This is a genomic window from Paraburkholderia sp. SSBN10T (assembly GCF_056619545.1).
In genome coordinates this window covers 215,719-239,959 of the sequence record NZ_JBWQQI010000006.1, presented here as the reverse complement: position 1 = coordinate 239,959, position 24,241 = coordinate 215,719, and the positions used below count along the sequence as shown (strand labels likewise).

At 63.1% G+C, this 24,241-nt stretch carries 22 protein-coding genes; 7 read left to right on the top strand and 15 right to left on the bottom strand.

The window, feature by feature from the left end; genetic code table 11:
* Positions 1-14: 14 nt before the first annotated feature.
* From AC1ECK_RS11960 to AC1ECK_RS11945, 4 genes are all read right to left on the bottom strand, one after another.
* Positions 15-1,109, bottom strand: coding sequence for a BMP family ABC transporter substrate-binding protein (locus tag AC1ECK_RS11960; protein ID WP_480319195.1), 1,095 nt, complete (start codon positions 1,107-1,109; stop codon positions 15-17).
* A gap of 109 nt (positions 1,110-1,218) precedes the next feature.
* Positions 1,219-2,148 carry an ABC transporter permease gene (locus AC1ECK_RS11955; protein WP_480319193.1) on the bottom strand — a complete coding sequence of 310 codons (930 nt, stop codon included), beginning with the start codon at positions 2,146-2,148 and terminating at the stop codon, positions 1,219-1,221.
* A 29-nt stretch (positions 2,149-2,177) separates the two neighbouring features.
* Positions 2,178-3,287 carry an ABC transporter permease gene (locus tag AC1ECK_RS11950; RefSeq protein WP_480319191.1) on the bottom strand — a complete coding sequence of 370 codons (1,110 nt, stop codon included), beginning with the start codon at positions 3,285-3,287 and terminating at the stop codon, positions 2,178-2,180.
* Positions 3,288-3,435: 148 nt separating this feature from the next.
* Positions 3,436-5,037: an ABC transporter ATP-binding protein gene (locus tag AC1ECK_RS11945; protein ID WP_480319188.1), complete on the bottom strand. Its 1,602-nt coding sequence runs from the start codon at positions 5,035-5,037 to the stop codon at positions 3,436-3,438.
* Between the two features lie 253 nt (positions 5,038-5,290).
* On the opposite strand from AC1ECK_RS11945, the gene AC1ECK_RS11940 reads away from it, so the two are divergent.
* Entirely contained in the window at positions 5,291-6,223 is a 933-nt protein-coding gene (locus tag AC1ECK_RS11940) for a LysR substrate-binding domain-containing protein (RefSeq protein ID WP_480319186.1), read from the top strand.
* 126 nt (positions 6,224-6,349) lie between these two features.
* Here AC1ECK_RS11940 and AC1ECK_RS11935 read toward each other — a convergent pair whose 3' ends face one another.
* Complete coding sequence (locus AC1ECK_RS11935; protein WP_480319184.1) at positions 6,350-7,762, bottom strand: 8-oxoguanine deaminase; 1,413 nt, start codon at positions 7,760-7,762, stop codon at positions 6,350-6,352.
* 601 nt (positions 7,763-8,363) lie between these two features.
* Between AC1ECK_RS11935 and uraH the strand changes: the two genes are divergently transcribed.
* The 4 genes from uraH (at position 8,364) to AC1ECK_RS11915 (ending at position 12,225) form a co-directional block, all read left to right on the top strand.
* The gene (gene uraH / locus AC1ECK_RS11930; protein WP_090686492.1) at positions 8,364-8,717 is read left to right on the top strand and encodes a hydroxyisourate hydrolase; all 354 of its coding nucleotides are present in this window, start codon (positions 8,364-8,366) and stop codon (positions 8,715-8,717) included.
* Positions 8,718-9,075: 358 nt separating this feature from the next.
* Positions 9,076-10,269, top strand: coding sequence for a urate hydroxylase PuuD (locus tag AC1ECK_RS11925; RefSeq protein ID WP_480319181.1), 1,194 nt, complete (start codon positions 9,076-9,078; stop codon positions 10,267-10,269).
* Positions 10,270-10,594: 325 nt separating this feature from the next.
* Positions 10,595-10,864, top strand: a complete 270-nt coding sequence (locus tag AC1ECK_RS11920) for a helix-turn-helix transcriptional regulator (protein WP_480319178.1) — start codon at positions 10,595-10,597, stop codon at positions 10,862-10,864.
* Positions 10,861-12,225, top strand: coding sequence for a type II toxin-antitoxin system HipA family toxin (locus tag AC1ECK_RS11915; RefSeq protein WP_480319175.1), 1,365 nt, complete (start codon positions 10,861-10,863; stop codon positions 12,223-12,225). The genes AC1ECK_RS11920 and AC1ECK_RS11915 overlap by 4 nt, the downstream gene beginning before the upstream one ends.
* A gap of 93 nt (positions 12,226-12,318) precedes the next feature.
* Here the strand turns inward: AC1ECK_RS11915 and AC1ECK_RS11910 are convergent, their stop codons facing one another.
* The 10 genes from AC1ECK_RS11910 to AC1ECK_RS11865 all read right to left on the bottom strand — a co-directional run bounded on the left by AC1ECK_RS11910 (position 12,319) and on the right by AC1ECK_RS11865 (position 21,359).
* Positions 12,319-12,831, bottom strand: coding sequence for an ureidoglycolate lyase (locus tag AC1ECK_RS11910; RefSeq protein WP_480319173.1), 513 nt, complete (start codon positions 12,829-12,831; stop codon positions 12,319-12,321).
* The gene (gene alc / locus AC1ECK_RS11905) at positions 12,831-13,841 is read right to left on the bottom strand and encodes an allantoicase (protein ID WP_480319170.1); all 1,011 of its coding nucleotides are present in this window, start codon (positions 13,839-13,841) and stop codon (positions 12,831-12,833) included. Before alc ends, AC1ECK_RS11910 begins: the two co-directional genes overlap by 1 nt.
* A 100-nt stretch (positions 13,842-13,941) precedes the next feature.
* The gene (uraD, locus tag AC1ECK_RS11900) at positions 13,942-14,463 is read right to left on the bottom strand and encodes a 2-oxo-4-hydroxy-4-carboxy-5-ureidoimidazoline decarboxylase (protein ID WP_480319168.1); all 522 of its coding nucleotides are present in this window, start codon (positions 14,461-14,463) and stop codon (positions 13,942-13,944) included.
* Entirely contained in the window at positions 14,460-15,410 is a 951-nt protein-coding gene (puuE, locus tag AC1ECK_RS11895) for an allantoinase PuuE (RefSeq protein ID WP_480319166.1), read from the bottom strand. The genes uraD and puuE overlap by 4 nt, the downstream gene beginning before the upstream one ends.
* Positions 15,411-15,680: 270 nt before the next feature.
* The gene (locus AC1ECK_RS11890) at positions 15,681-16,454 is read right to left on the bottom strand and encodes an aspartate/glutamate racemase family protein (protein ID WP_480319164.1); all 774 of its coding nucleotides are present in this window, start codon (positions 16,452-16,454) and stop codon (positions 15,681-15,683) included.
* A 34-nt stretch (positions 16,455-16,488) separates the two neighbouring features.
* On the bottom strand, positions 16,489-17,982 hold the full coding sequence (locus tag AC1ECK_RS11885) for an NCS1 family nucleobase:cation symporter-1 (RefSeq protein WP_480319162.1): 1,494 nt from the start codon (positions 17,980-17,982) through the stop codon (positions 16,489-16,491).
* 385 nt (positions 17,983-18,367) lie between these two features.
* Positions 18,368-19,081, bottom strand: a complete 714-nt coding sequence (locus tag AC1ECK_RS11880) for a GntR family transcriptional regulator (protein WP_480319160.1) — start codon at positions 19,079-19,081, stop codon at positions 18,368-18,370.
* Positions 19,082-19,398: 317 nt separating this feature from the next.
* Positions 19,399-20,325 (bottom strand): muramoyltetrapeptide carboxypeptidase, encoded by a 927-nt coding sequence (ldcA, locus tag AC1ECK_RS11875; protein ID WP_480319158.1) that lies wholly within the window; start codon positions 20,323-20,325, stop codon positions 19,399-19,401.
* Between the two features lie 27 nt (positions 20,326-20,352).
* Positions 20,353-20,898 (bottom strand): tRNA adenosine(34) deaminase TadA, encoded by a 546-nt coding sequence (gene tadA, locus AC1ECK_RS11870; RefSeq protein ID WP_480319460.1) that lies wholly within the window; start codon positions 20,896-20,898, stop codon positions 20,353-20,355.
* A gap of 29 nt (positions 20,899-20,927) precedes the next feature.
* Positions 20,928-21,359, bottom strand: coding sequence for a DnaJ family domain-containing protein (locus AC1ECK_RS11865; RefSeq protein ID WP_480319156.1), 432 nt, complete (start codon positions 21,357-21,359; stop codon positions 20,928-20,930).
* Positions 21,360-21,751: 392 nt separating this feature from the next.
* Between AC1ECK_RS11865 and AC1ECK_RS11860 the strand changes: the two genes are divergently transcribed.
* Both AC1ECK_RS11860 and AC1ECK_RS11855 read left to right on the top strand, forming a co-directional pair.
* The gene (locus AC1ECK_RS11860; protein ID WP_480319154.1) at positions 21,752-23,149 is read left to right on the top strand and encodes an ATP-grasp domain-containing protein; all 1,398 of its coding nucleotides are present in this window, start codon (positions 21,752-21,754) and stop codon (positions 23,147-23,149) included.
* Positions 23,146-24,237 (top strand): phosphoserine transaminase, encoded by a 1,092-nt coding sequence (locus AC1ECK_RS11855; protein WP_480319152.1) that lies wholly within the window; start codon positions 23,146-23,148, stop codon positions 24,235-24,237. Before AC1ECK_RS11860 ends, AC1ECK_RS11855 begins: the two co-directional genes overlap by 4 nt.
* The last annotated feature ends 4 nt before the right edge of the window (positions 24,238-24,241 follow it).

Sequence of the window (24,241 nt, the reverse complement as noted above, 5' to 3'; positions counted from 1 at the left end):
CGCGCGCATGGCGATCACTTCGGCAGCGCGCCGTCCACGCCCTCTACATACCAGTTCAGCCGCTGCAGTTCCGGATCGGCCAGGGTCTTGGCGGCCGGCACCTTCACCTCGCCCGCCTGATCCTTGATCGGTCCGGTGAACACATCCCATTTGCCGCTTGCGATCTGGTCGCGCTTCGCCGCGACATCCTTCAGCGCGTTGGCCGGGATCGCCGAGGTGTTCAGGTCGTCGAGGCCGACTGCCTTCTGCGGAATGCCCCACCACACCGGGTCGTTCTTCCACTTGCCGTCCAGCACCTGCTGGACCACCGCGGTGTAATACACGCCCCAGTTGCCGACCACCGAACCCAGGTGCGCATCAGGGCCGAACTTCTTCATGTCCGAATCCCAGCCGAACGCATGCACGTGCTTTTCCGAAGCCGTGGCCAGCGTCGCGCTCGAATCGGTGTTCTGCAGCAGCACGTCGGCGCCCTGGCCGATCAGCGTTTCCGCCGCCTGCTTTTCCTTGCCCGGATCGAACCAGCTATTGATCCAGATGACCTTGGTATGGATCTTCGGATTCACCGAGCGCGCGCCGAGCGTGTAGGCGTTGATGTTGCGAATCACCTCGGGAATCGGCACCGAGGCGACAAAGCCCAGCGTGTTGGTCTTCGTCACATAGCCCGCGGCGACGCCGGCGAGATACGCGCCCTGATACATCCGCACGTCATAGGTGCCGAAGTTCGGCGCCTTCTTGTAGCCGGTCGCGTGCAGGAACACCGTGTCCGGGAAATCTTTCGCCACCTTCAGTTCGAAATCCTGGTAGCCAAAGCTCGAACCGATGATGATCTTGTTGCCCTTGTTCGCCAGATCGCGGAACACGCGCTCCGAGTCGGCCGATTCCGGCACGTTCTCGATGCGCGTGATCTTGATCTTGTTGCCGAACTTCGCTTCGACTTCCTTCGAGCCCTGATCGTGCGCGTAGGTCCAGCCGGCGTCCCCCGGGTTGCCGAGGTAGACGAATGCGACGCCGGGCACGTCTGCAGCCTGCGCGGTTTGCGACAGCGTGACGCCCAGGCCGAGCGAGACGGCCCCCAGCGCCGCGGCGGTCAGCAGATTTCTTCTCTTCATGTTTTCTCCTGTCGTGTGATTGAATCGTTCAAACCGTGTGGCTAAGCCACGTAACCGGCTTGTGCATGTTGCATAGGATGTGAATCTGACGCCTGACTGCGCGGCCCCGCTATCCCGCGGCAAAGAACGGCTTGCCAAGCGACGCCGGCGCGTTCAGACGGATGGTATTCGGATTGCGCGAGATCAACACCAGCACGACGATCGTCGCGACGTACGGCAGCATCGCGAGAAACTGCGTCGGCACCGGCACGCCGATCGCCTGGGCATAAAACTGCAGGCCGGTCACCGCGCCAAACAGCAATGCGCCGATCATCAGACGCCCCGGGCGCCATGTCGAGAACACCACCAGCGCGAGCGCGATCCAGCCGCGGCCCGAAGTGAGCTGCTCCTGCCACAGATGCAGATTGACGATCGAGTAGTAGCCGCCCGCCAGACCCGCCATGCCGCCGCCGAACGCGACCGCGCCGTAACGCACGCCGATCACCGGAAAACCCACCGAGTGCGCCACCTGCGGCGACTCGCCGACCGAGCGCAGCACGAGGCCCGCACGGGTCCGGTACAAAAACCAGCCGACCACGGCGAACATGATGAAGGCGAGGTAATCGAGCGGCGTCAGACTGAAGAAAGCCGCGCCGAGCACCGGAATCTTCGAGAGCAGCGGAATCGCCCACACGTCGATCGAGGCGCGCACGGCCGCCGACGTATACGGCTTGCCGACATAAGCCGACAGCCCGATGCCGAAAATCGTCAGCGAAAGACCGGTGGCCACCTGATTGGCCAGCATGGTCAGCGTGAGGAAGCCGAACAGCAGCGACATGGCGAGCCCCGCCGCAATCGACGCAAGCACGCCGAGCCACGGCTCGCCGGTAATCGCCGTGACTGCGTAGCCGCTCACTGCGCCCATCAGCATCATGCCTTCCACGCCAAGATTTAGGACCCCCGATTTCTCGGTGACGAGTTCGCCCACACCCGCAAACATCAGCGGAATGGCGGCGGTGACGGCGCTCGATGTCAGCGCGCTAGCTTGTTGAATATCCATAAGACCAGGTCGGGGAAAATCAGTGGGCTTCAGTTGGCCACATGGGCCGCGGCAGTCCGGCGGCGCACGCGGTAGTTCACAAACAGGTCGGCGCCGAGCAGACAGAACAGCAGCAACCCCTGGAACACGCCGGAGAGCGCCTGCGGCAATTGCATCGAGGTCTGCACCGCTTCGCCGCCCAGATACAGCAGCGCCATCAGCAAGCTCGCCAGCACGATGCCGATTGGATGCAGCCGGCCCACGAACACGACGATGATCGCAGTGAAGCCGTAACCCGGCGACCAGGTCGCCTGCAACTGGCCGATCGGACCGGCGATTTCGCCCATGCCGGCCAGCCCCGCGAGACCGCCGCTGATGAGGAGCGACGTCCAGATGGTCTTCTTGTCCGAGAAGCCGGCATAGCGCGCGGCGAGCGGCGCGAGGCCGCCCACGTTCATGCGGAAGCCGGCGAAGCTCTTGCGCATGAACAGCCACACCAGCGGAATCGCCGCGAGGGTGATGAAGATCGACGCATTCAGACGCGTGCCGCGCAGGAATTTCCAGTGCCAGTCGCCGGAGAACGTCGGGTATAGGGCATCGCCGCTGAACATCTCGGAGAGCGGGAAGTTCATGCCCTGCGGATCGCGCCACGGACCGCTCACCAGATAGATCAGCAATTGCGTCGCCACGTAGGTGAGCATCAGGCTCGTCAGGATCTCATTGGTGTTGTAGCGGCTCTTCAGAAACGCGGGGATCGCCGCCCACACCATGCCGCCGGCGATCCCCGCCAGCATCATGGTCGGCAGAATCCACCAGCCGCTTGCCTGATCGAAATAGATCGCGACACCGCTTGCCGCAATCCCGCCGAGCAGCATTTGTCCTTCGGCGCCGATGTTCCAGACGTTGGCCCGATAGCCGATGGCGAGGCCGAGGCCGATCAGGCACAACGGCGACGCTTTGAGCAGCAGTTCGGACCAGCCGTTCACATCGGAGAGCGGTTCGATAAAGAACGCGTGCATCGCCTCCAGCGGATCGCGGCCGACGAGGCCAAAAATCAGGAAGCCAAGCACGAGCGTGAGCAGCGCGGCGATCAGCGGCACGGCGAGCTGCATCGGGCGCGAAGGCGCGGTACGGGCTTCGAGTCGGTACGGAAAGATCATAAGTCTGCGTGTGGCCGTAAGTTGGAGCGTGAAGCTGTTATGTGTGTGGTTTCGGGTGTTCGGTGCCGGGCGATTGTCGGGCGCTGACTGGTTGGTGGTTGGGCGAAGCCTGCGTTTGCCGAGTAGTCTCAGGCAGGCTCAGGCCCGCTCACGCATGCGCCGGCTCTTCAGGCGAAGGCGCCGCGCCCTCTTCCCGGCCGCCAAACAGGCCCGCCATCCATCTGCCGATCTCCTCGGCATTGGTGTCGCCGGTGACGCGCACGGGCGACAACCGGCCGCGCGCCAGCACCGCGATGCGGTCGCAGATATCGAACAGCTCTTCAAGCTCTTCGGAAATCACCAGAATCGCAACGCCGCGTGCCGACAGGTCCAGCAACTGCTGGCGAATAAACGCCGCGGCCCCGACGTCGACGCCCCAGGTGGGCTGCGCGACCACCAGCACTTTCGGCGCCTGCAGAATCTCGCGTCCTACGATGTACTTCTGCAGATTGCCGCCCGAGAGGCTTTGCGCGAGCGCTTCGGTACCGCCGCAACGCACGTCGAACGCATCGATGCATTTTTTTGCGAAGCTGCGCATCGCACCGGCCTTGATCCAGCCGGAGCGCACCATCTTCTGGCGATGCCCGGTCAGCAGCGCGTTTTCCGCGAGCGTCATGGCCGGCACTGCGCCACGGCCCAGCCGCTCCTCCGGCACGAAGCCGAAGCCGAGCGCGCGGCGCCCGCCTGCGCCGAGCTTGCCCGCGGGCTTGCCGCAGATCGTGATCGCATCGGCGCGCACGCCGCGCTGCTCGCCGGAAAGCGCCGCCAGCAGCTCCGCCTGGCCGTTGCCCGAAACCCCGGCAATGCCGAAGATCTCGCCGGCATGCACGCCGAACGACACGTCGTCGAGCGAGGTGCCGAACGGATCGTCGCTCGCAGCCGACAGATGCTTCACATCGAGCAGCACGTCCCCCGGCGTATGGGTGCGGCGCGTGTAGTCCGGCAGCGAATGACCGACCATCAGTTGCGCAAGCGACGCGTGCGTCTCCTCGCGCGGCGTCACCTGTCCGGTCACGCGGCCGCCGCGCATCACGGTGGCGGTGTCGCACAGTTCCTGGATTTCGTCGAGCTTATGGCTGATGTAGAGAATGCTGCAGCCCTCGGCCGCGAGCCGCCGCAGCGTCTCGAACAGCTTGCGCACCGCTTGCGGCGTGAGCACCGAAGTCGGTTCGTCCATGATCAGCAGACGCGGGTTCTGCAGCAGGCAGCGCACGATCTCGACGCGCTGCCGCTCGCCCACCGTGAGGCTGTGCACATGGCGCTGCGGATCGATATCGAGTCCGTAATCGGCCGACACTTCGCGAATGCGCCTCGCCAGCGTCTTCAGATCGAACGGTTCGTCGAGCGCGAGCGCGATGTTCTCGCCCACCGTCAGCGTCTCGAACAGCGAGAAATGCTGAAACACCATGCCGATACCGAGCTTGCGGGCAGCGGCCGGGCTCGCGATTTCGACCGCTTGCCCTTCCCAGCGGATCTCGCCGGCGTCGGGGCGCACCGCACCGTAGATGATCTTCATCAACGTGCTCTTGCCCGCGCCGTTTTCGCCGAGCACGGCGTGAATTTCGCCGGGCGCGACGACCAGCGTCACGTCGTCATTCGCCTTGACGGCCGGATATTGCTTGCTGATGCCCGCCAGTTCGAGGCGCGGCACGAGCGCCGGCCCGCCTGCGGGATGCGCGGCGGCGTCGTGATAAGAAGAAGAATCGCCCATGAGTTTCCGTAATACACCAATGACTGCCTGTTGCAACGAGGCGGCGCGCCCCGGACGAATGCGCCATGCCTACGCCTTAGCGAAATGACAATACCTAATTCGACCCTCTCAGTCGAGCCGCCAAAATTCCCGCAAACCCGCGCCAGCACGTGCTGTGCGGGTATCCCGCTCTTGACGCATCTTTGTGTTCATATTAAAAGTCATATACCCCAATGCCCGTTCGATCAGCCACAACATATATTTCGGAGAAGTCATGAGCCAGCAACGCGAGGCGATCGACACATACTTATTGCGCGTCTTGCACACCCTGTTGATGGAGCGCAGCGTGACGCGCGCAGCCGTCAAACTCAATCAGTCGCAGCCCGCCATCAGCGCGGCGCTGCGGCGTCTGCGCGACATCACCGGCGACCCGCTGCTGGTGCGCGGCAAGTCCGGCATGGTCCCGACCGAGTACGGACTGCGTCTGCTCGAACCGGTACAAAACGCCCTGCGCGAAATCGAACGCATCAAGTTCCAGCAGCACAATTTCGATCCGGCCACTTCGATCCGCTGCTACCGGATCGGCTGCCCGGACTATCTGAACGTGCTGTTCGTGCCGACGGTCGTGGAGCGCTTCCGCCAGGCCGCGCCCAACGCGACGCTTGAATTTCATTCGCTCGGGCCGGCGTTCGACTATGAACTGGCGCTCGAGGACGGCAAGCTCGACATCGTGGTCGGCAACTGGCCCGAGCCGCCGGAGCAACTGCATCTGTCGAACCTCTTCGTCGACCAGATCGTCTGCCTGATGAGCAACGCGCATCCGTTCGCCAAGCGCGGCGGGTTGACGCTCGACCAGTATCTGAATGCTCCGCATCTTGCGCCTACTCCTTATTCGGTGGGCCAACGCGGCGCGATCGACGTGCACCTCGCGCGCGAGCGCCTCAAGCGCCATGTTGTCGTCACGCTGCCGTACTTCAACCTCGCACCGTATGTGCTGATCAAGTCGGATCTGATCTTCACGACGACGCGGCTGTTTGCGGACTACTACGCGAAATTCCTGCCTCTGACCGTGGTGCCCGCGCCGCTCGATTTCCCGCCGATGCAGTACTACCAGTTGTGGCACGAGCGCGTGCATTACTCCGATGAAGTGCGCTGGTTGCGAGGCCTCGTCGCCGAAGCGACCAGGACCTTGATCGACACGCCTTAAGCCAGGCGGGCCCGCATCGCTTCACGTGAGCGGGCTGCCGGCATGGCTTCCTGAAAACAACCATGCCGGCAGCCGCGGCAGCGACGCTTGCGACAAGCTTTCACAGACCGCTTTACGCCAGCCCGGTCACGCCGCAGCTTGATATAACGCTTTCGCCAACCTGTTGTGCTGCTCGATCACCGAACCCAACTCGACTCTCGACAACTGCCCGTCCTTCACCACCACCTCCCCGCCAATCACGCTATACGACACCTGCGACGGCGCACAGAACACCAGCGCGGCGACCGGATCGTGCAAGGCGCCGGCAAACAACGGCTGGCGCAGGTCGAACGACACGAAGTCGGCTGCCATGCCCGGCGCCAGTGCGCCGATATCGTCGCGGTTGAGCACCTTCGCGCCGCCCAACGTCGCCATTTCCAGCGCCTCGCGTGCGGTCATCGCATCGGGACCGAAACCGACCCGCTGCAGCAATAGCGCCTGACGCACTTCAGCGACCATCTGCGCGCCGTCGTTCGAGGCCGAACCGTCGACGCCCAGACCCACCGGGACGCCGGCAAGACGCATCCGCTTGACCGGCGCGATGCCCGAGGCGAGGCGCATGTTCGAGCAAGGGCAATGCGCGACACCCGTGCCGGTGCGTGCGAATAACTCAATCCCGGCGTCGTCCAGTTGTACGCAGTGGGCATGCCAGACGTCGTGGCCCACCCAGCCCAGGTCTTCCGCATACTCCGCCGGCGTCATGCCGAACTTCTCGCGGCTATAAGCGATGTCGTTGACGTTCTCGGCCAGGTGCGTGTGCAGCGACACGCCATACTGGCGCGCCAGCACCGCCGATTCCCGCATCAGATCGCGGCTCACCGAAAACGGCGAACACGGCGCGACCACCACGCGCAGCATCGCGTAACGTCCCTCGTCGTGATACGTCTCGATCAGGCGCTGCGTGTCCCGCAGGATGTCCGATTCACGCTCCACCACCGAGTCCGGCGGCAAGCCGCCGTCCTTCTGCCCCACGCTCATGCTGCCGCGGGCCGCATGAAAGCGCATGCCGATCCGGCGCGCTGCGGCAATACTGTCGTCGAGCCGGCTACCGTTCGGGTAGATATACAAATGGTCGCTCGAAGTCGTGCAGCCCGACAGCAGCAGTTCCGCCATCGCGGTCAGCGTCGAGACCTCGATCATCTCCGGCGTGAGATTCGCCCACACCTTATAGAGGCTGGTCAGCCAGCCGAACAGCTCCGCGTCCTGCGCGGCCGGAATCGCCCGCGTCAGGCTCTGGTACATATGGTGGTGCGTATTGATCAGACCCGGAATCACTAGGTGACCACGCATATCCAGCACTTCGTCGGCCGTTTGCGGCAGCTCCGCCGTCGGGCCAACCGCGACGATCCGGTTGCCTTCGATGTACAGACCGCCGTCGCGCAGTTCGCGCCGGGCGCCGTCCATCGTGACCAGCACGTCCGCATGCTTGACCAGCATCGTTTTGCCGAGCTTGCCCGGGGGCGCGCCGGCACCTTGACCTGCTTGCTGCTCCATCGTCATTCGTCTTTCTCCGCTTGATTGCTGCCGTGACAACCCGCCTTGCTGGCCGGATGTCACGACGGGGCCGTACCAGTGGTGCCGTCAAGGCATCGCTACCGGCGGTGTGCAAAGTCGTTCGAACGCGATGTGGCGCACACGCTGCCGTGCCGCCGCGTCCGTTCGAACGCCGTTGGCCCGGTTACCCAGCGTACTACGCCGTCTTCGGGGTGCGCGGCATTGCTGCTGCGCACAGGCGTAACCTTCGACGGTCAAAATAACCCTGACAACTCACGCCGTTGCGATACCCGGGTTCACGCCGCCGATATAGTGGTTCTTTTTGACACCGGTACGATCGAAGCACCTGGTCATCCACCGCTCACGGCCGTGCAGCGGGGGTTTGCGCCGCATGGCCATGAGACTTTCAGCAGGCTGTCATGCGCCAGCTATTATCTTTCTTATCGCTCGTCCGCTGACGGGAACATCCTTTCTACAATGGCTGCCACGGCGCTCGCTTCAATTCGCCGACGGGTATGTAGCCACTGACGTGGAGCCTCGATCCGCCGCAACGTATTCTGGATCGGGCCGCCGCCGAAACCTCGCATTCACATAAGGAAAATTGCGAATGGGAAAGCTCACTACCCATGTGCTCGACACCGCCAACGGCCGTCCCGGCGCGGGCATCAAGGTCGAACTCTTCGCGCTCTCCGGCGATACCCGCCGGGCGCTGAAAACCACCCTCACCAATGACGACGGCCGCTGCGACCAGCCGCTGCTCGAAGGCGACGCCCTGGTCGCCGGCGAATACGAACTCGTGTTCGGCGCCGGCGACTACTTCGCCTCGATCGGCACCAAGGTGCCGGAGCCGCGTTTCGTCGATCGCGTCGTGCTGCGCTTTGGCGTGGCCGATGCCGGTGCGCACTATCACGTGCCGCTGCTGGTGTCGCCGTGGTCGTACAGCACCTATCGGGGCAGCTAAGAGGCAACCAGGGCAACGCGAGGCACAGGATGGAGACCGAACCGGGCTCACGCCTCACCGGCTTCGCCACCGCTGCATTTCGCAGATGCATGGAGACACCTGCGAAGCGCAGTCGAATGCGAGCCACCGGGCCTGTGACTTATCGCGATGACCCGCGCTCCGCCCCGTCGAGTCGAGTCGAGTCGAGTCGAACAACCGATAACCACAATACGGCGCCGTGCGAACTGAGCGCACAGCGTCCCCTAACAGCAGTTTGCGCGAGTGGCGCGCGGCAGCGCCGACAAGCTGGGTCGCCATTGAACCCGGAATCGAGCCGCCGCCCACCGGGCACACAACGAATCAGAAGTGGAGGAGTTTCATGGAAGGCTTTATCACCGACTGGCTGAACCTCGCATTGCGCTGGTTCCACGTCATCGCCGCGATTGCCTGGATCGGCGAATCGTTCTATTTCGTCGCGCTCGACAACAGCCTGAAACCGCCAACGGACCCGAACCAGCGCAAACGCGGCGTGTTCGGCGAACTGTGGCACGTGCACGGCGGCGGCTTCTACAACATGCAGAAGTACACGGTCGCGCCGCCGGAAATGCCGGACGACCTGCACTGGTCCAAGTGGCCGTCCTACACCACGTGGCTGTCGGGCGCGAGTCTGTTCACAGTGCTGTATCTGTTCTCGCCGAGCACGTATCTGATCGACAAGAACGTGATGGACATGGGTCCGGTGGTCGCCATTGCATCCGCGCTCGGCTTCCTTGCCGCCGGCTGGATCGTCTACGACTCGCTGTGCCGCGTGCTGGGCAACAAGGACAAGGTGCTCGGCATCTGCGTCGGCGTCTATGTGCTGATCGCGGCATGGCTTGCGTGCCACATCTTCGCCGGCCGTGCGGCGTATCTGATTGTCGGCGCGATGCTCGCGACGATCATGTCGGCCAACGTGTTCTTCGTGATCATTCCCGGTCAGCGCAAGATGGTCGACGCGATGCTGAAAGGCGACACGCCGAATCCGATCTACGGCAAGCGCGGCAAGCAGCGTTCGGTGCACAACACGTACTTCACGCTGCCGGTGGTATTCGCGATGCTGTCGAACCACTATGCGATGACCTACACGAACCAGTACAACTGGCTCGTGCTCGCGATGATCATGATGGCGGGCGCACTGATTCGTCAGTTCTTTGTGATGCGCCATCGTGGCCAGGTGCTCTGGTATCTGCCGCTGGCCGGGATCGCGCTGATGTTCGGCGCCCTCTTCTGGACCATGCCGAAACCGGTCGTGCCGCAGGCGGAAGCCGCCAATGCGCCGGCGCTGAAGGTCGCCGACATTGCGCCGATCCTGCAGCAGCGTTGCGCCGCGTGCCACTCCGCGCATCCGACCTTGATGGGCAGCGCACCGTCGGGGGTGATGTTCGATACGCCGGATGAGATCTCGCAGAATGCGCAGCGTCTGTATCAGCAGGCGGTCACGCTGAAGGCGATGCCGTTGGGGAACGTGACGCATATGACCGATGACGAGCGCCAGAAGATTGCGGCGTGGTTTCAGGGTGGGGCGCTGAAGTAATTGGTTAAGGCTGGCCGTTGCGGCAGTCGGCCGGTGTGGTTGGTTGGGAGCAGGTGTGGAGCGGGTTTTTCGCGCGAGCGGGAAACCCGTTTTTCGTTATGCGGGGCAGTGCTTTTAACCGCTGCTCCCGTCAAGGTGACGGCCGGCAAATGTAGCTTTACGACGAGAGCATCAAGACACGTGCAAATTGTATCTCAAGGGCTACAAAAATCCGATTTTTGCGATTTTTTGTAGCCCTTGAGATACAAAATTGAATCAGCATTTTGTGCCTTCTGGGCTACAATAAACATCCAATTCCCGGATTCTGATGCCTTGGAGCCACAAAATGACCACCCTCGCCGATGTCTCGGACATGTTGAAGGAGGTGCGTCGCGAAGCCAGCCTGTCACAGGAGGAACTGGCACGGCGCGCCGGCGTTGCACGCACTACAGTCGCACGAATGGAAACGCTCGCGAAAAATGACATGAGCGTATCCGTACTCGTGCGCTTACTCGAGGCGGCAGGCTACGATCTCAAGGTTATTGCGCACGGCCATGGCCGGACGCTTGAAGACATTCTTGCCGAGCAACGCGCAGCGCCAGGGCCTAACCAATGAAGCTCGATGTTCAGGTTCAAGGCAGGAAGGTTGCCACGCTCTTTCGTGAGCGCGATGACTATGTCCTTCAATATGAGCGGGACGCAGCCCCCAACGATTTCGTCAGTCTGACGATGCCCGTGCGTCAGGAAGCATGGCGCTGGCCACGCGACCTGCATCCGTTCTTTCGTCAGAATCTGCCCGAAGGCTATTTGCTGAGCCTGATTCGGGAACAATTTGGCCCCTTGCTCGACGGCACCGACCTGTCGCTGCTCGCGGTAGTCGGTGCAATGGGGATCGGACGTGTTACCGTGACACCCGAAGGCGTCGCGCCCGGAACCGAGTTGCAGGCATTGGATGTCAAAGATGTCATTCATGGCGACAACACGGTAGAGCATTTCGCCGCGCTGGTTCGCGATTATGCGCGTGCCGCCATCTCGGGCGCTGTGCCCAAATTCATTGCTCCGCAAAGAAGCTCCACTGACCGCCCCGCCTTCGACGGTCCGCTTGGCAAACCCACAATTCGAACAAGCCGATACATTGTCAAAGGTTCGGACGAGAATACGCCGTTCCTCGGGTTCAACGAGTTCTATTCGATGCGCGTGCTCGAACGTCTCGGTGTGGCGCCCGTAGCACGTACACAGATGTCCGACGATGGCCGGGCACTTGTCGTCGAACGTTTCGACGTGAACGAGGAAGGCTTTCCGGTCCACGGTGTCGAGGACATGTGCGGATTGCTCGGCCTACCGCCACATGAGAAATACAACTCGACTACAGAGAAAGTGCTTAATGTCGCGAAAGCCTATTTGCTAGACCGGAACAGCATGCGGCAACAGCTGGAACAATTAGGCTGGCATCTGCTCAGCAACTATCTGGTCCGTAACGCGGATTGCCACACCAAGAACATTGCTCTTTTCTATACGTCTGTCGACGATGTCGCGTTCACGCCGGTCTATGACATAGTGACCACGCAAGCCTATCCGCGCTTCGCGGCAAATCCTCCCGGATTGCCGGTCGATGGCCGTAAAACATGGGCGGCAGGCAAAGCGCTTGAGCGCTTTTTCAACGCCCGGGTCGGCATCGCACCACCAAAATATAGGGCGATGGTGGAGGCCTTATGCGACTCTGCGGTAGCAGTCGGCAACGAACTAATCGAGGCAGCAAAAAACGAGCCGCAATGGCGCGGGGTAGCAAAACAGATGCTGCACGCATGGAACGATGGCATGGAGTCGCTTCGCACCCCGAAGAAAAGCATTCAGTTCAAGAGCCTCATGCCCGTGATCGAAGCAGCCGGTTTTTCCGCGCCAGAGCCTCCGGAACGGTCACGCGAAATCATCGGACAGTCGCCGCTACTTGGTAAACGCGGGCGCACGAAAAGCTGACACTCAATAAAAAACGCCCAAGGCAAATGCCCCGGGCGCTTCGTTCTACCTGCGACTAACCTGCTCGCAACCGGCGCGTCACACGCTACACGATCAAACCATCACCGCGCTCAACGCATCCTCAGTCAACCACAGCGACTCCGCAAGGTCCTGCTCGTTGAGATTGAGCCCATCGCCGCCGCGATCCACCACGATGAAATCGCTCACCTCGCCGAGCGCGATCAGCGGATGGTGCCACACGCCCTTCGCGTAGTTCACGCCTTGCCAGCCGCTCGTGACGAACGCACGAACCTGCGCTGGATCGAGTTCGCCGGCCGGCGCCACCACCACGAGGTAAGGCTTGTCGTTCAGCGGCACAAATGCCTGGCTGCCAAGCGGATGGCGTTCGAGCATCTTCACCTCGAACGGCAGCACGCGCGGCTGACCACGAAACAGGTTCACCAACGTGCGGCCGCCCTCGTCCGTGACGTCCACTTTCGCGAGATCGTGATAGCGGATCGTCGTACCGAGGTTGATCGGAATCTGCTTCGCGCCTTCGAGTTCGATCACGTCGCCGAACGGGGCGAACGCTTCTCTGGTCAACGGTTCGATGGCGAGCGTTTTCATTATGCGAGCGTACCCCACAGACGCAGACGCGAAACCCCGCCATCCGGAATGATGTTAAAGCGCACATGCGTCACTGGACCGAGCGCCACCACTTCGCTTTCGAAGTAATGCTGCTTGTCCATCTGCAGTTTCTGTTCGTCCAGCAGCACCGGCCAGAACATGGCTTGCGTGATCAGCGAGCTGTCGGTGCCGCCCGTCACGTAGGCGGCCTGGATCGAGCAGCGGTCCGGATAGTTGCCCTTGAAGTGCGCGGTATCCACTTCGATCTTTTTGATCACACCCGGTTGCGCCAAAGCGACGATCGCCCAGTCGTTGCCCGGCTCGCGACGGCGGCGCGTTTCCCAGCCGTCGCCCATGTTCACGCCACGGCCCGGCATCAGGATGGTCGACGCCGCGCCGAAGTGCTGGTTGTTCGCGGCGACCAGATACGCGCCGTTCTCCATTGCCGCCAGATCGAACTGCTCGGTGCGGCTCGCGCCGGCCCAGTCCACTTGCGGCTGGCCGTAGACACGCAGACGGGCAATGCCGCCGTCCGGGTAGATGTTGACGCGCAGGTGCGTGTAAGCGTTGGTGTCGCGGACTTCGTGATAGTGGTGGCTATTGCCCTGCAGCGTGGTCGACGGGACGATTTCGGTCCACTGGGTCGACTGACTCGGCTGGCCGTCCACGATCCGCGCCGCTTCCACCGAAGCCGCTGGCGGGAAGTTACCCGTAAAGTGACTCGTATCGAGGTCGAGCCCCTTGATGACGCCCGGACGCGCCAGCTTCACCACGCACCAGTCGTAACCAGTCGTGCGTTTGCGGCGCGTTTCCCAGCCGTCCATCCACTTGCCGTGATCGTCGTACTTGCCCGGAATGAAAACGGCGGGTTCCGGATTCAGCATCCGTTCCTTCGGCGCGAAGAAATCGTCGCTAGCCTCGAGCGCCTGCGCGCCGAGACGCGGGTCCGCCAGGTTCACATAGCGGCGCGTGAAATCCGGTGCGTTGGGGTCGAGAATCGGGAGTGCCATCGTTGTCTTCCTTCCTGTCTGATAGTGCAAAAAAACGCTTCGTTTCGAGAGTCACGCCATGCACGAATGCTCGCGCGTGGTCGCTGATGTTGACGCGCGCTTACGCGTCGATCAGGTCGTCGAGCCTGAAGCGTGCGATACGGTAGATCTGGTCGAGGCTCGCGCGCAATTCGTCGGCGCGGCTGTTGTTCACGCGTGCTTCGAAGTTGGCGATGATGCCGTGGCGGTCATAACCGCGCACCGCGAGGATGAACGGGAAACCGAATTTCTCGCGATACGCGGCGTTCAGTGCGACCAGCTTGTCGAACTCCGCCTGAGTACATTGCGACAGGCCCGCGCCGCTTTGCTCGCGGGTCGACTCCGCTGTCAATTCGCCGCGCACGGCGGCCTTGCCGGCCAGCTCCGGGTGGGCATTGATCAGCGCGAGCTGCTTCGCCTCGCCGGCGGTCTCGACGATGTTGGACATCGTGCGATGCAGTGCGTCGATGCTCGCGAAGGGACGCTGCCCGGCCGCGACCTCCGCGACCCACGGCGAATGCTCGAAAATGCCCGACAGCGCCGCGACGAAGGCGTCGGTCGAGATGCGGTTCAGTTGATCCAGAGTGTATTGCATCGCCTTCATGCCGCAGCCTCGCGGTTGTTTTGCTGGTAAGGATGGTGTTCGCGCCAGTGCCGTGCAATGTCGACGCGCCGCGTCACCCAGACGCGATCGTGCTGTTCGATATGGTCAAGGAAGCGCTGCAGCGCGCGGAAACGGCCCGGGCGGCCCAGCAGACGGCAGTGCATGCCGATCGAGAGCATCTTCGGCGCTTCGTCGCCCTCTTCGTAGAGCACGTCGAACGCGTCGCGCAGGTAGGTGAAGAAGTGATCGGCGGTATTGAAGCCTTGCGGGCTCGCAAAGCGCATGTCGTTGGTGTCGAGCGTGTAAGGCACGATCAGTTGCGGCGTCTTCGCGCCGCCGCTGACTTCGACGTCCATCCAGAACGGCAGGTCGTCACCGTAGTAATCCGAATCGTACAGAAAGCCGCCGTACTCGGCGACGAGGCGATGGGTATTGGGACTGTCGCGGCCGGTGTACCAGCCGAGCGGCCGCTCGCCGGTCACGCGTTCGATCGCCGCCATGCCGAGGCGCATGTGTTCCGCCTCTTGCTCCGGCGAGGCGTCCTGGTAGTGAATCCAGCGGTAGCCGTGGCAGGCGATCTCATGGCCCAGTTCGACAAACGCGCGGGCGAGATCCGGATGACGTTCGATGGCCATGCCGACGCCGAATACCGTCAACGGCAGGCCGCGCCTTTCGAATTCGCGCAGGATGCGCCAGACACCGGCGCGCGAGCCGTATTCGTAGATCGACTCCATGCTCATGTGGCGCGCCGGATAGGCAGCCGCGCCGACGATCTCCGAAAGGAACTGCTCCGAGCCCGGGTCGCCGTGCAGCACGCAGTTTTCGCCGCCCTCTTCATAATTGAGCACGAATTGCACCGCGACGCGCGCCTGTCCGGGCCAGTTTGCCTGCACCGGGTGACGACCGTAGCCGATCAGATCGCGTGGATAGTTCGAGTCGAGTGGCATGGTTTGACGAATGCGTGGTGACAAAAACGGGGTGAAGAAACCTGAAACGCGCCTGAATCTCGCACCGACGCGGGCGGAAACTGCCGGCAATGCCCTTTGAGTCGCCCAGCGTCTGGTGGAGCCAGTGTAGCGAAAACGCCCGGGTGCGCCCATACACCCGGCCAGATAGTGCGTGTCAGACGGGATGTATGTGCGGGGCCGGCCGGCGGGGGGTTCCGGCCTCGGTGGATTGGCGCCTGGTTGGCGCTTAGCTGGTGTTTACCCGGCTTTTTAAAGTCCGAAGCGCGACGGCGGCCGGACCGCATGCGCCTCCGTCGGACTAAACGCTTCGAAGGCGCCGTCATAGCGCTTCAGGAGCGGCCGCGCGTAGTCGCCGCGCTTGGCCGTGCCCAACCGCAACGTGACCAGCGCCTCCACCCATTTCACCGCCGCGCTCACGCCTTCGACCACCGGCACGCCCAGTTCGGCCTGAATCCGCGCGCACAGCTCGGCCATCCCCGCGCAACCCAGCACGATCGCCTCCGAGCCGTCCTCGTCGAGCGCCCGGCGGCACTCGTCGAGAATGATCCGGCGGGCGTCCGAGCCGGGCTGGTCGAGTTCGAGCACGGCCACGTCGGTCGCGCGCACGTTGTTGCAGAACCGCGTCATGCCGTAGCGCTCGGCCAGATGCCAGGCCATGCCGCAGGTCCGCGAGAGCGTCGTGACCACCGAAAACGACGGGGCCAGCACGCTCGCCATGTGCATCGCCGCTTCTGCAATGCCGATCACCGGCCCTCGCGCCAGTTCGCGGGCCGCGTACAACCCGGGGTCGCCGAAGCAGGCAATCACGTAGCCGTCGCAGCCGTCACGCTCGCCCGCGGCAACCTCCGCGAGCAAACCTGGGGTGGCGAGCGCTTCGTCGTAATAGCCTTCGATCGACGGCGGCCCCATGGTCGGGCTGACCGCGATCACCTCGGTGCCGGGGGCGACCACCTCCCTTGCACAGCGCCCCATCGCATCGGTCATCCGCTGCGTCGTGTTCGGGTTGATCAGTTTGATACGCATCTCGAGCTCCTGTTGCGGCCTGCCTGGCGGAAAGTCAGCGCAGGGTCAGCATGCGGTAGAACACGGCACCAAGCGCGGCGCCGATAAACCACGAGAAATTCGCCATGCCGTCCAGCGCCGGCACCATCACGCAGATCACCGCGATCAGCGCCGCAGGCAACAAGGCGGCGACGGCCTTGTAGTTCACGCCGTTGCGGTACCAGTACGTCCCCGTTTCGGAGACGGTGTAAAGATCGTCCAGCACAATTTTTTGTCGTTTCACGAGGTAGAAATCGACGATCAGGACACCATACAAAGGTCCGATGAAGCTCCCGAGCACGTCGAGCGTGTAGTGAATCACCGCTGGGTTGTTGAACAGGTTCCACGGCGTGATGAAAACCGATGCGACTGCCGCCAGCATCCCGCCCATGCGCCAACTGATTAGGCGCGGCGCGACGTTCGAGAAGTCGAAGGCCGGCGAGACGAAGTTAGCCACGATATTGATCCCGATCGTCGCAATCGTAAAGGTCAGCGCGCCGAGAATCACCGCGCTCGGATAGTCGATCCGGCCGACCGTTTCCACCGGGTCCGTGATCAACTGGCCGAACACGGGCAGCGTGGCGGCGGTCGTCACCACGGTCACCAGCGAGAAAGCCAGGAAGTTGACCGGCAGGCCCCAGAAATTGCCCCGCTTGACGCTGCTAAAGCTCTTGCCGTAGCGCGAGAAGTCGCCAAAATTCAGCATCGGCCCCGAGAAATAGGACACCACCAGCGAGATCGCCGTGATCATCACCGGCACGACGCCGAGCCCGTGATATTTGACGCCGCCAAGGTTGATGCCGATGTTTTGCCAGCCGGCGCGCCACACCATATAGCCCGCGAGGATGAACATCACCACGTACACGGCCGGGCCGGCGAAATCGATAAACTTCTTGATCGTCTCCATGCCGTGCCAGAACACCAGTGCCTGCAGCACCCACAGCAACATGAAACCACCCCAGCCGAGCGCGGAAAGGCCCATCAGGCCATGCCGGTGCACGTCCGCATAGGGTAGCAATTGGGGGAAGAACTTGAGCACGACGATCACCAGCGCGCTCGACGCGAGGTAGGTCTGAATCCCGTACCACGCAACGGCGATCAGGCCGCGAATCACGGCTGGAATGTTCGCGCCGAGCACGCCGAAAGTTGCGCGGCACGTGACCGGATAAGGCACGCCGTTCTGCTGGCTCGGCCTCGCGATCAGATTGCACAACACGTTGACGATGGAAATGCCGACCAGTAGCGCGATCAGCACCTGCCAACTGGTGAGGCCAAGGGCGAACAGACTACCGGCGAATACGTAACCGCCGACGCTGTGCACATCCGACATCCAGAACGCAAAAATGTTGTAGGCGCTCCACGTCTGGTGGCGCAGCGGTGCTAGATCTTCGTTATAGAGGCGTTCGCTGTAGCCGGCGGGCACATCGGGATCTCCCGAAGAGCCTTCGCCGCTGAAGCCTGGATTGGCGGGAATAGCGGGATTATGCGGTGCTGCACTGAACTGGGCCATGACTGCTCCTTGGGTGTAGGGACTGGCGATTGCGCATCGACGGGCACTGCATCCGTCACGCGCAGCCCCTTCCCGGTCGGGATGGATCTTGCAGGCATGACGGCACCGCGGTTGTCTCTGTCCCTAGCCGTACACTCATCTGCACAACTAAGCACTTTTTGTTATCGCTTCGCCACTAGCCGCGTCCTTGCGCCGAAGCGTTCTCGCTCATGCATGGTCCATGAGGACGGCCGCATGCAGGCCGTGCGGGCGAATTTCGCCACACCGCCGGTTTGCGATGATTCGTCAGTTCACATTCAGTGCTGCGCGCACATGCGCGCATTCATTACGAGCGTATTGCTTGCGTGCGCTTGCGCGCGTCGAGCGACGCACGCGGCAGGGTCAATCAAGACGCCGCTTGTACCGGCGACGTACCGAACACTTCGTGCAGATCCGCTGCGCCGCGTGCCGGCCGGTCCAGCATCTTCAGTTCGACGCTTTGCAGATGGCGCGACATCAGGGCCGCCGCCTCCTTCGCATCGCCGGCGTCGAGCGCGGCAAGAATTGCTTCGTGGTCTTCGAACGAGCATGGGCTGCGGCCCAACGACTCGTACAAAGCCGAAATCAGGGTTGAGCGCGCAACCAGTCCGTTCAGGCAGTCGCACAAGACAGTATTGCCCGTGAGCGACGCCAGCTCGGTATGGAACTCACCCGAAAGCCGGATCCAGGCCGAAAAATCGCGTGTTTCAAATGCCTTGCGCTCGCGGCCGATCATGCTGCCAAGATGCTTCAGGCGGCGCGGTCCATGCCCGGAGCAGATCCGTTCCACTACCGCCAGCTCGATGATGCGGCGCATCTCGAACACCTCATGGACCTCCTGCAGCGACGGACTCGCGACGAAAGCGCCGCGGTTCGGCTCGAGATCGACGAGCCGGTCTGTCGCAAGTATCGCGAGCGCCTGGCGGATCGGGCCGCGCTTGACGCCGAATACTTCGCACAACTGCGCTTCAGTCAGTTTGGCCCCAGGCGCCAACCGATGCTCGAGGATCGCGGCACGAATGCGCTCGGCAATCGCGTCGGGTTTAGAACCATTCGAGGTGGCTAAGGAGAGGGTCGACATGATGTGCGTTCCGTTATGTTGCCCATCTTAGAATGGACACAATGATTGTCAACAATTTCAATATTGAATTTTCGACAATCGTGGTTCGACACACCGAGGCGCGTGGCTGCATTTTCCCGTAGATGGCCGCCGGGCTCAGTCGTGGCGAGAATTCATGCAGATCGCCCACCTTTTTTCTGAGCTATTTTGTCAACAAAATCCATGTCACTAACGCCGCTCTGGTGTTCCTCGAGGCTTGCCAAATCTGGCCGCTAGTTGCGTTTGCAGTCACAAAAAAAGCGGGCAACGCCCGCTTCTCCCCTTCTCCGCTCCCCTCGTTATCTGAGGTGCGGATAGCCGGACACGGTCAGCTTAAAGCCATGCGCATCGGAGACGAGATGCGCGTCCGCCCCGACAGGCAACGTCAACAGATTAGGAATATGGCCGAACTGCAATCCCGTGATCACAGGAATACCGATCACCGAGCGCACGTGCTCGATCATCGCATTCAGATCGTAGCCGTTGTCATACTCGAACGGCTTACCCTCGGACAAGTCGCCGATCAGCAGAGCCTGCTGCCGCTCGAGGATGCCCGCCTGATGCAGTTGATACAGCATCCGTTCCATCCTGAACGGCTGTTCGTTGATGTCCTCGACAAACAGGATGCCGCCCTCGACCGGCGGCATATAAGGCGTACCGACCAGCGAGGCCAACACGGCCAGATTGCCGCCCCACAGCATGCCGCTGACGTCGACGCTCTGCACCTGGGGCGCGCTTGCCGTGACGGTGAAAGCCGGCTTGGTCAGCGCGTTCCAGAAGTGCTGCATGGTGAATTCGCTGAGTTCCTCCGCGCCGAAATCGCCCAGCAGCATCGGGCCGCCGAACGTCTTCAGCCCGGCTCGCGAGAGCAGCGCCAACTGGATCGCCGTGAAATCGCTGTGACCGACCAGCGCGACGGGCTGGTCGGTCAGCCGGCGTTGCAGGCCCTCGTAGTCGAGCCCGTGCAGGATACGCACGGCGCCGTAACCGCCGCGCACCGCGAGCACGACATCCGGCAGCTTGCGTGACGGATCGGCCAGCCGGTTCAGCTCGGCGGCACGCTCGCCGTCGGTGCCGGCAAAGCGCTGAAAGCGGCGCTCGGTTGCGTTGACGCCCTCGACGCGATGTCCTTGCGCGTGCAACCGATGCAGCGCACGGCGAATCGCCTCCGCGTCATGTGGATAGCCCGAAGGCGCAATCAGTTCGAAAGTGCGATGGGCAATCATGATCGCCAGTGAGGAGGGTGATGGTTCTTAGAGTGGTTCGGCTGCCGGGGGTTCGCCGCGGGCCGCCTCCCGGGCTGCGCGCAACGCGCGCCGCCGCTCGGCAAAGAAAGACTTGAGCGCCGCGGCGCACTCGCTCTCCAGCGCACCGCCCACCACCGTGGTGTGATGATTGAGCTGCGGATTGGCGAACGCGTCCACCACGCTGCCACACGCGCCCGTCTTGGGATCGCGGGCGCCGAACACGACCCGCGCGATGCGCGCATGCATGATGGCGCCGGCGCACATCAGACAAGGCTCGAGCGTCACGTACAGCTCGCAGCCGGGCAAGCGGTAATTTTCGAGCGCCTGTGCGGCAGCGCGCAGCGCGACCATCTCGGCATGCGCGGATGGGTCGTGTGCAGCGATCGGATGATTGAAGCCTTTCGCGATGACTTCGTCGCCGCGGACCAGCACTGCGCCCACAGGCACTTCGCCGGCCGCGCGTGCCTCTTCGGCAGCGGCCTGGGCCAGCTTCATGAAATGGAGATCGCGTTCCGTGAAGGCGACGGGAACGGCTTGCGATGCGTCAGGCAGCGGTGCGCTGTTCGCGCTGAGCTGCTCGCTCACTGCGGCCCCGGCTGACCGGCGGCTGCGCCGGGCGCGCCGCCCAGGTGGCCGGCAGCGTCTGCGGTACGCTCGGAGAGGCGCTCCGCAATCCGCCGGCAGTACTCGCGCGGCAAGACCAGCGGACCGCCGCGCAATGATTCGAGTGCCATGTCGAGCGCCAGCATGCGCGCCTGGAGGCGGCAACGGGTGGCGCGCTCGCTGACCGCATTCAGTTCGTCCTGCAGGTCGCACAGCGCCCGCAGTTGTTCGGCGGCGGGCGGCACGAAACCCGCGTCCTTCAGGATCCGGTTAGCGACGCGCACTTCCTGAGGCACCTGACTATCGTCCTCCTGCGCAAGCGCAACACCCGCTCCCGGCAAATCGTCGAACTCACCGCGCGCTGCCGCGGCGGCTATACGTTGTTCAACTAACGCATCAAGCAATCTCATCTGCAGTCCACTACGTTGCGGCCCACGCATTCTATCAGGGAGCCAGGTGTAAGGATCGACCATAAGGCTGACAATCCCCTCTGATTTTCGGATTCCGGGTATTTGAGGGTCGCAGGGTGCCGCGTCAGGGTAGTGGCTCTTGCGGCAGCTTCGCAGAGCCAAATTTTACGATTTGCTTTCGAATAGTGTCGGTCGCGCTCTCGGGCTGTGGCGTGTTTTGCGAAGATGATGGCGACGGTTTCGCAGGCTGTTACTCGACCGGCGTACACTTGCGCCCCGCCCGCGTAAATTTTTGTATCGGGTGCGCGAACCGCTGTAATCTGCATCTCGCACGCGCCCACTATGCTTCGGGCGCGCGGTGACGCATCGCCGCGCGCCCATCCCGCAGGACTATGACTCCAGATCCAGACCACTCACCCGGGCAGCGCAGTCAAGCAGCAGCCGGCCATGACTCCTCCCAGGCTTTCCCGCGCGACCCGGCCCGGCATCGGGCGCTCGCCGAGGCGAGACGTGCAGCCGGCGACGAGCTCGGCGCAGTCGCCCATCTGATCGCCGCCCACACGCTGGACGCTTATGCGAGCGGCGCTGCCGATGCCCGCGCCTCGAACCTCTGCGACGTCGCAACCGGTTACTTCATGAAAGGCGATCAGGAGATCGCCGCGGCATGGTACGAACTGGTCCTGACGCTCGACCCGAATCTTGCAAGCGCCTGCCAGAACCTCGCTGCGATCCACGCCAGCGCGGGACGCACCGCCGAGGCCAACGTCTGGCGCGAACGCGCTTACCGGCTGCAGCGCGTGTTCGTTGAGCAGGCGCCTGGCCAGACGCGCCGCGTACTGGTGCTGTGCGCAGCCCGCGCCTCGGGCAACGTGCCGTTCGACGCGCTGTTGCCCGGCGCGCTCAACTGCCGGATCAAATACGCCATCGACTATGCGGACGACGCCGAAGACGCCCAGCTCCCGCCGTTCGATCTGGTGTTCAATGCAATCGGTGAACCGGATGTCGCCGCGCCGCTCGCCGCCCGGCTCGAACGCTTCATCTCCGGTCTGAAGTCGCACCCTGTGGCCCACCGTGCCCAGGCGCTGCTCAACCCTCCCGCCGCTGTCGAGCGAACCGCGCGCAACCGGATTCCCGCCTTGCTGGACGATCTGCACGACGTGCAAGTCGCGCAGTGCATCCGCATCGACGCTGCCCCGGCCTCGCCCGAAGCGCTCGCCGCCCTGCTGGCCGAAAGCGGCGTCGCGTTGCCGGTGTTGGCCCGCCCTGCCGCGACTCACGGCGGCGAGGGACTCATTCGCTGCGACGACCTTATTGAACTGCTGGCGAGGCTGCGCGATTGCGAAGGTCCGCAATACCTGAGCGCGTTTTGCGACACCCGCTCCGCCGACGGCTACTACCGCAAGTACCGGATGATTTTCGTCGACCGCGAGCCGTTTCCTTATCATCTGGCCATCTCGCCGCACTGGATGGTCCACTATTTCTCCGCCGACATGGAAGCCCATGCATGGAAGCTGGACGAGGAGCGGCGTTTCCTGGAAGATCCCGCCGCCGCGCTGGGCAAGCGCGCATTGCAGGCGCTTGCCGCGATCGGTCGCCGCCTCGAACTCGACTACGCCGGCATCGACTTCACGCTGCTGCCCGACGGGCAGGTTTTCGTCTTCGAGGCCAACGCCACCATGCTTGCGCACTACGAGCGCAGCACGGGAGCGCTGGCCCACAAGAATCCTTTTGTCCAACATATCGTCGACGCGTTCGAACGGTTGATGAAGCGTCGCACGGCGGCTGAATGAACAATGCAATGAATTTTTCCGGCGGCCCTGGCGCCCTGCCGGCCACGGTGTTGCGCGAGACGCGCGAGGCCATCGAGGCGTTGCCCGAGACCGGTCTTTCGGTGCTGGGGATGAGCCACCGCTCGGCGTGGTTCCGTGGCGTGCTCGACGAAGCCGAGCACAATCTGCGCACGCTGCTCGGCATCCCCGAGCACTATCACGTGCTGTTCATGCAGGGCGGCAGCAGCCTGCAATTCTCGATGCTGCCGATGAATTTCCTGCGCGCGAGCGGCCGCCACGCCGAGTACATCGTGTCGGGTTACTGGAGCGCCAAAGCGCCGGTGGAAGCGCGTCTCGAAGGCGACACGCGGGTGGTATGGGATGGCCGTGGCGACGGCTATCGGCGCCTGCCGGCAGCGCACGAACTGCAACTCTCGCCGCAGGCGGCGTATCTGCATTACGTGTCCAACGAGACCGTCGAAGGACTCGAATTCGCCGATACACCCGGCTTGCACAACGTCCCGCTGGTGTGCGACATGTCGTCGAACCTGCTGGCCGCGCCAATCGATATCGAGCGCTACGCGATGATCTACGCGCATGCGCAGAAGAACCTCGGGCCGGCCGGTGTCACGGTGGTGATCCTGCGCGACGAGTTCGCGCAGCGCGCTAACCAAGGCTTGCCCACCCTGCTCGATTACCGCACCCATATTGCTGCACGCTCGGTCTACAACACGCCGCCCGTGTTCGCCATCTATGTACTGATGCTGGTGACGCGCTGGCTGCGCGACGAGGTGGGCGGCGTGACGAAGATGGCCGACATCAACCGCGCCAAATCCGCCCGGCTATACGGCGCGCTCGATTCAGATTCCGCGTTCTACAGCGTGCATGGCGCACGCGACTGCCGTTCGACGATGAATGTGGCGTTCCGCCTCCCGGACCCGCAACTGGAGGCGCGCTTTCTCGAGGCCGCCGCGCGCGAAGGCTTTCACGGCCTCGAAGGGCACCGCTCGATCGGCGGCCTGCGCGCATCGCTCTACAACGCCGTGACGCTGGAGGCGGTCACGGCGCTAGCGGACTGGCTGGGCGAGTTTCGCCGTCGCGAAGGCTAGGCGG

Coding starts and splice junctions, on each gene's coding strand:
- AC1ECK_RS11960 (WP_480319195.1), bottom strand. CDS start 1,109: ATGAAGAGAAGAAATCTGCTGACCGCCGCGGCGCTGGGGGCCGTCTCG.
- AC1ECK_RS11955 (WP_480319193.1), bottom strand. CDS start 2,148: ATGGATATTCAACAAGCTAGCGCGCTGACATCGAGCGCCGTCACCGCC.
- AC1ECK_RS11950 (WP_480319191.1), bottom strand. CDS start 3,287: ATGATCTTTCCGTACCGACTCGAAGCCCGTACCGCGCCTTCGCGCCCG.
- AC1ECK_RS11945 (WP_480319188.1), bottom strand. CDS start 5,037: ATGGGCGATTCTTCTTCTTATCACGACGCCGCCGCGCATCCCGCAGGC.
- AC1ECK_RS11940 (WP_480319186.1), top strand. CDS start 5,291: ATGAGCCAGCAACGCGAGGCGATCGACACATACTTATTGCGCGTCTTG.
- AC1ECK_RS11935 (WP_480319184.1), bottom strand. CDS start 7,762: ATGACGATGGAGCAGCAAGCAGGTCAAGGTGCCGGCGCGCCCCCGGGC.
- uraH (WP_090686492.1), top strand. CDS start 8,364: ATGGGAAAGCTCACTACCCATGTGCTCGACACCGCCAACGGCCGTCCC.
- AC1ECK_RS11925 (WP_480319181.1), top strand. CDS start 9,076: ATGGAAGGCTTTATCACCGACTGGCTGAACCTCGCATTGCGCTGGTTC.
- AC1ECK_RS11920 (WP_480319178.1), top strand. CDS start 10,595: ATGACCACCCTCGCCGATGTCTCGGACATGTTGAAGGAGGTGCGTCGC.
- AC1ECK_RS11915 (WP_480319175.1), top strand. CDS start 10,861: ATGAAGCTCGATGTTCAGGTTCAAGGCAGGAAGGTTGCCACGCTCTTT.
- AC1ECK_RS11910 (WP_480319173.1), bottom strand. CDS start 12,831: ATGAAAACGCTCGCCATCGAACCGTTGACCAGAGAAGCGTTCGCCCCG.
- alc (WP_480319170.1), bottom strand. CDS start 13,841: ATGGCACTCCCGATTCTCGACCCCAACGCACCGGATTTCACGCGCCGC.
- uraD (WP_480319168.1), bottom strand. CDS start 14,463: ATGAAGGCGATGCAATACACTCTGGATCAACTGAACCGCATCTCGACC.
- puuE (WP_480319166.1), bottom strand. CDS start 15,410: ATGCCACTCGACTCGAACTATCCACGCGATCTGATCGGCTACGGTCGT.
- AC1ECK_RS11890 (WP_480319164.1), bottom strand. CDS start 16,454: ATGCGTATCAAACTGATCAACCCGAACACGACGCAGCGGATGACCGAT.
- AC1ECK_RS11885 (WP_480319162.1), bottom strand. CDS start 17,982: ATGGCCCAGTTCAGTGCAGCACCGCATAATCCCGCTATTCCCGCCAAT.
- AC1ECK_RS11880 (WP_480319160.1), bottom strand. CDS start 19,081: ATGTCGACCCTCTCCTTAGCCACCTCGAATGGTTCTAAACCCGACGCG.
- ldcA (WP_480319158.1), bottom strand. CDS start 20,325: ATGATTGCCCATCGCACTTTCGAACTGATTGCGCCTTCGGGCTATCCA.
- AC1ECK_RS11865 (WP_480319156.1), bottom strand. CDS start 21,359: ATGAGATTGCTTGATGCGTTAGTTGAACAACGTATAGCCGCCGCGGCA.
- AC1ECK_RS11860 (WP_480319154.1), top strand. CDS start 21,752: ATGACTCCAGATCCAGACCACTCACCCGGGCAGCGCAGTCAAGCAGCA.
- AC1ECK_RS11855 (WP_480319152.1), top strand. CDS start 23,146: ATGAACAATGCAATGAATTTTTCCGGCGGCCCTGGCGCCCTGCCGGCC.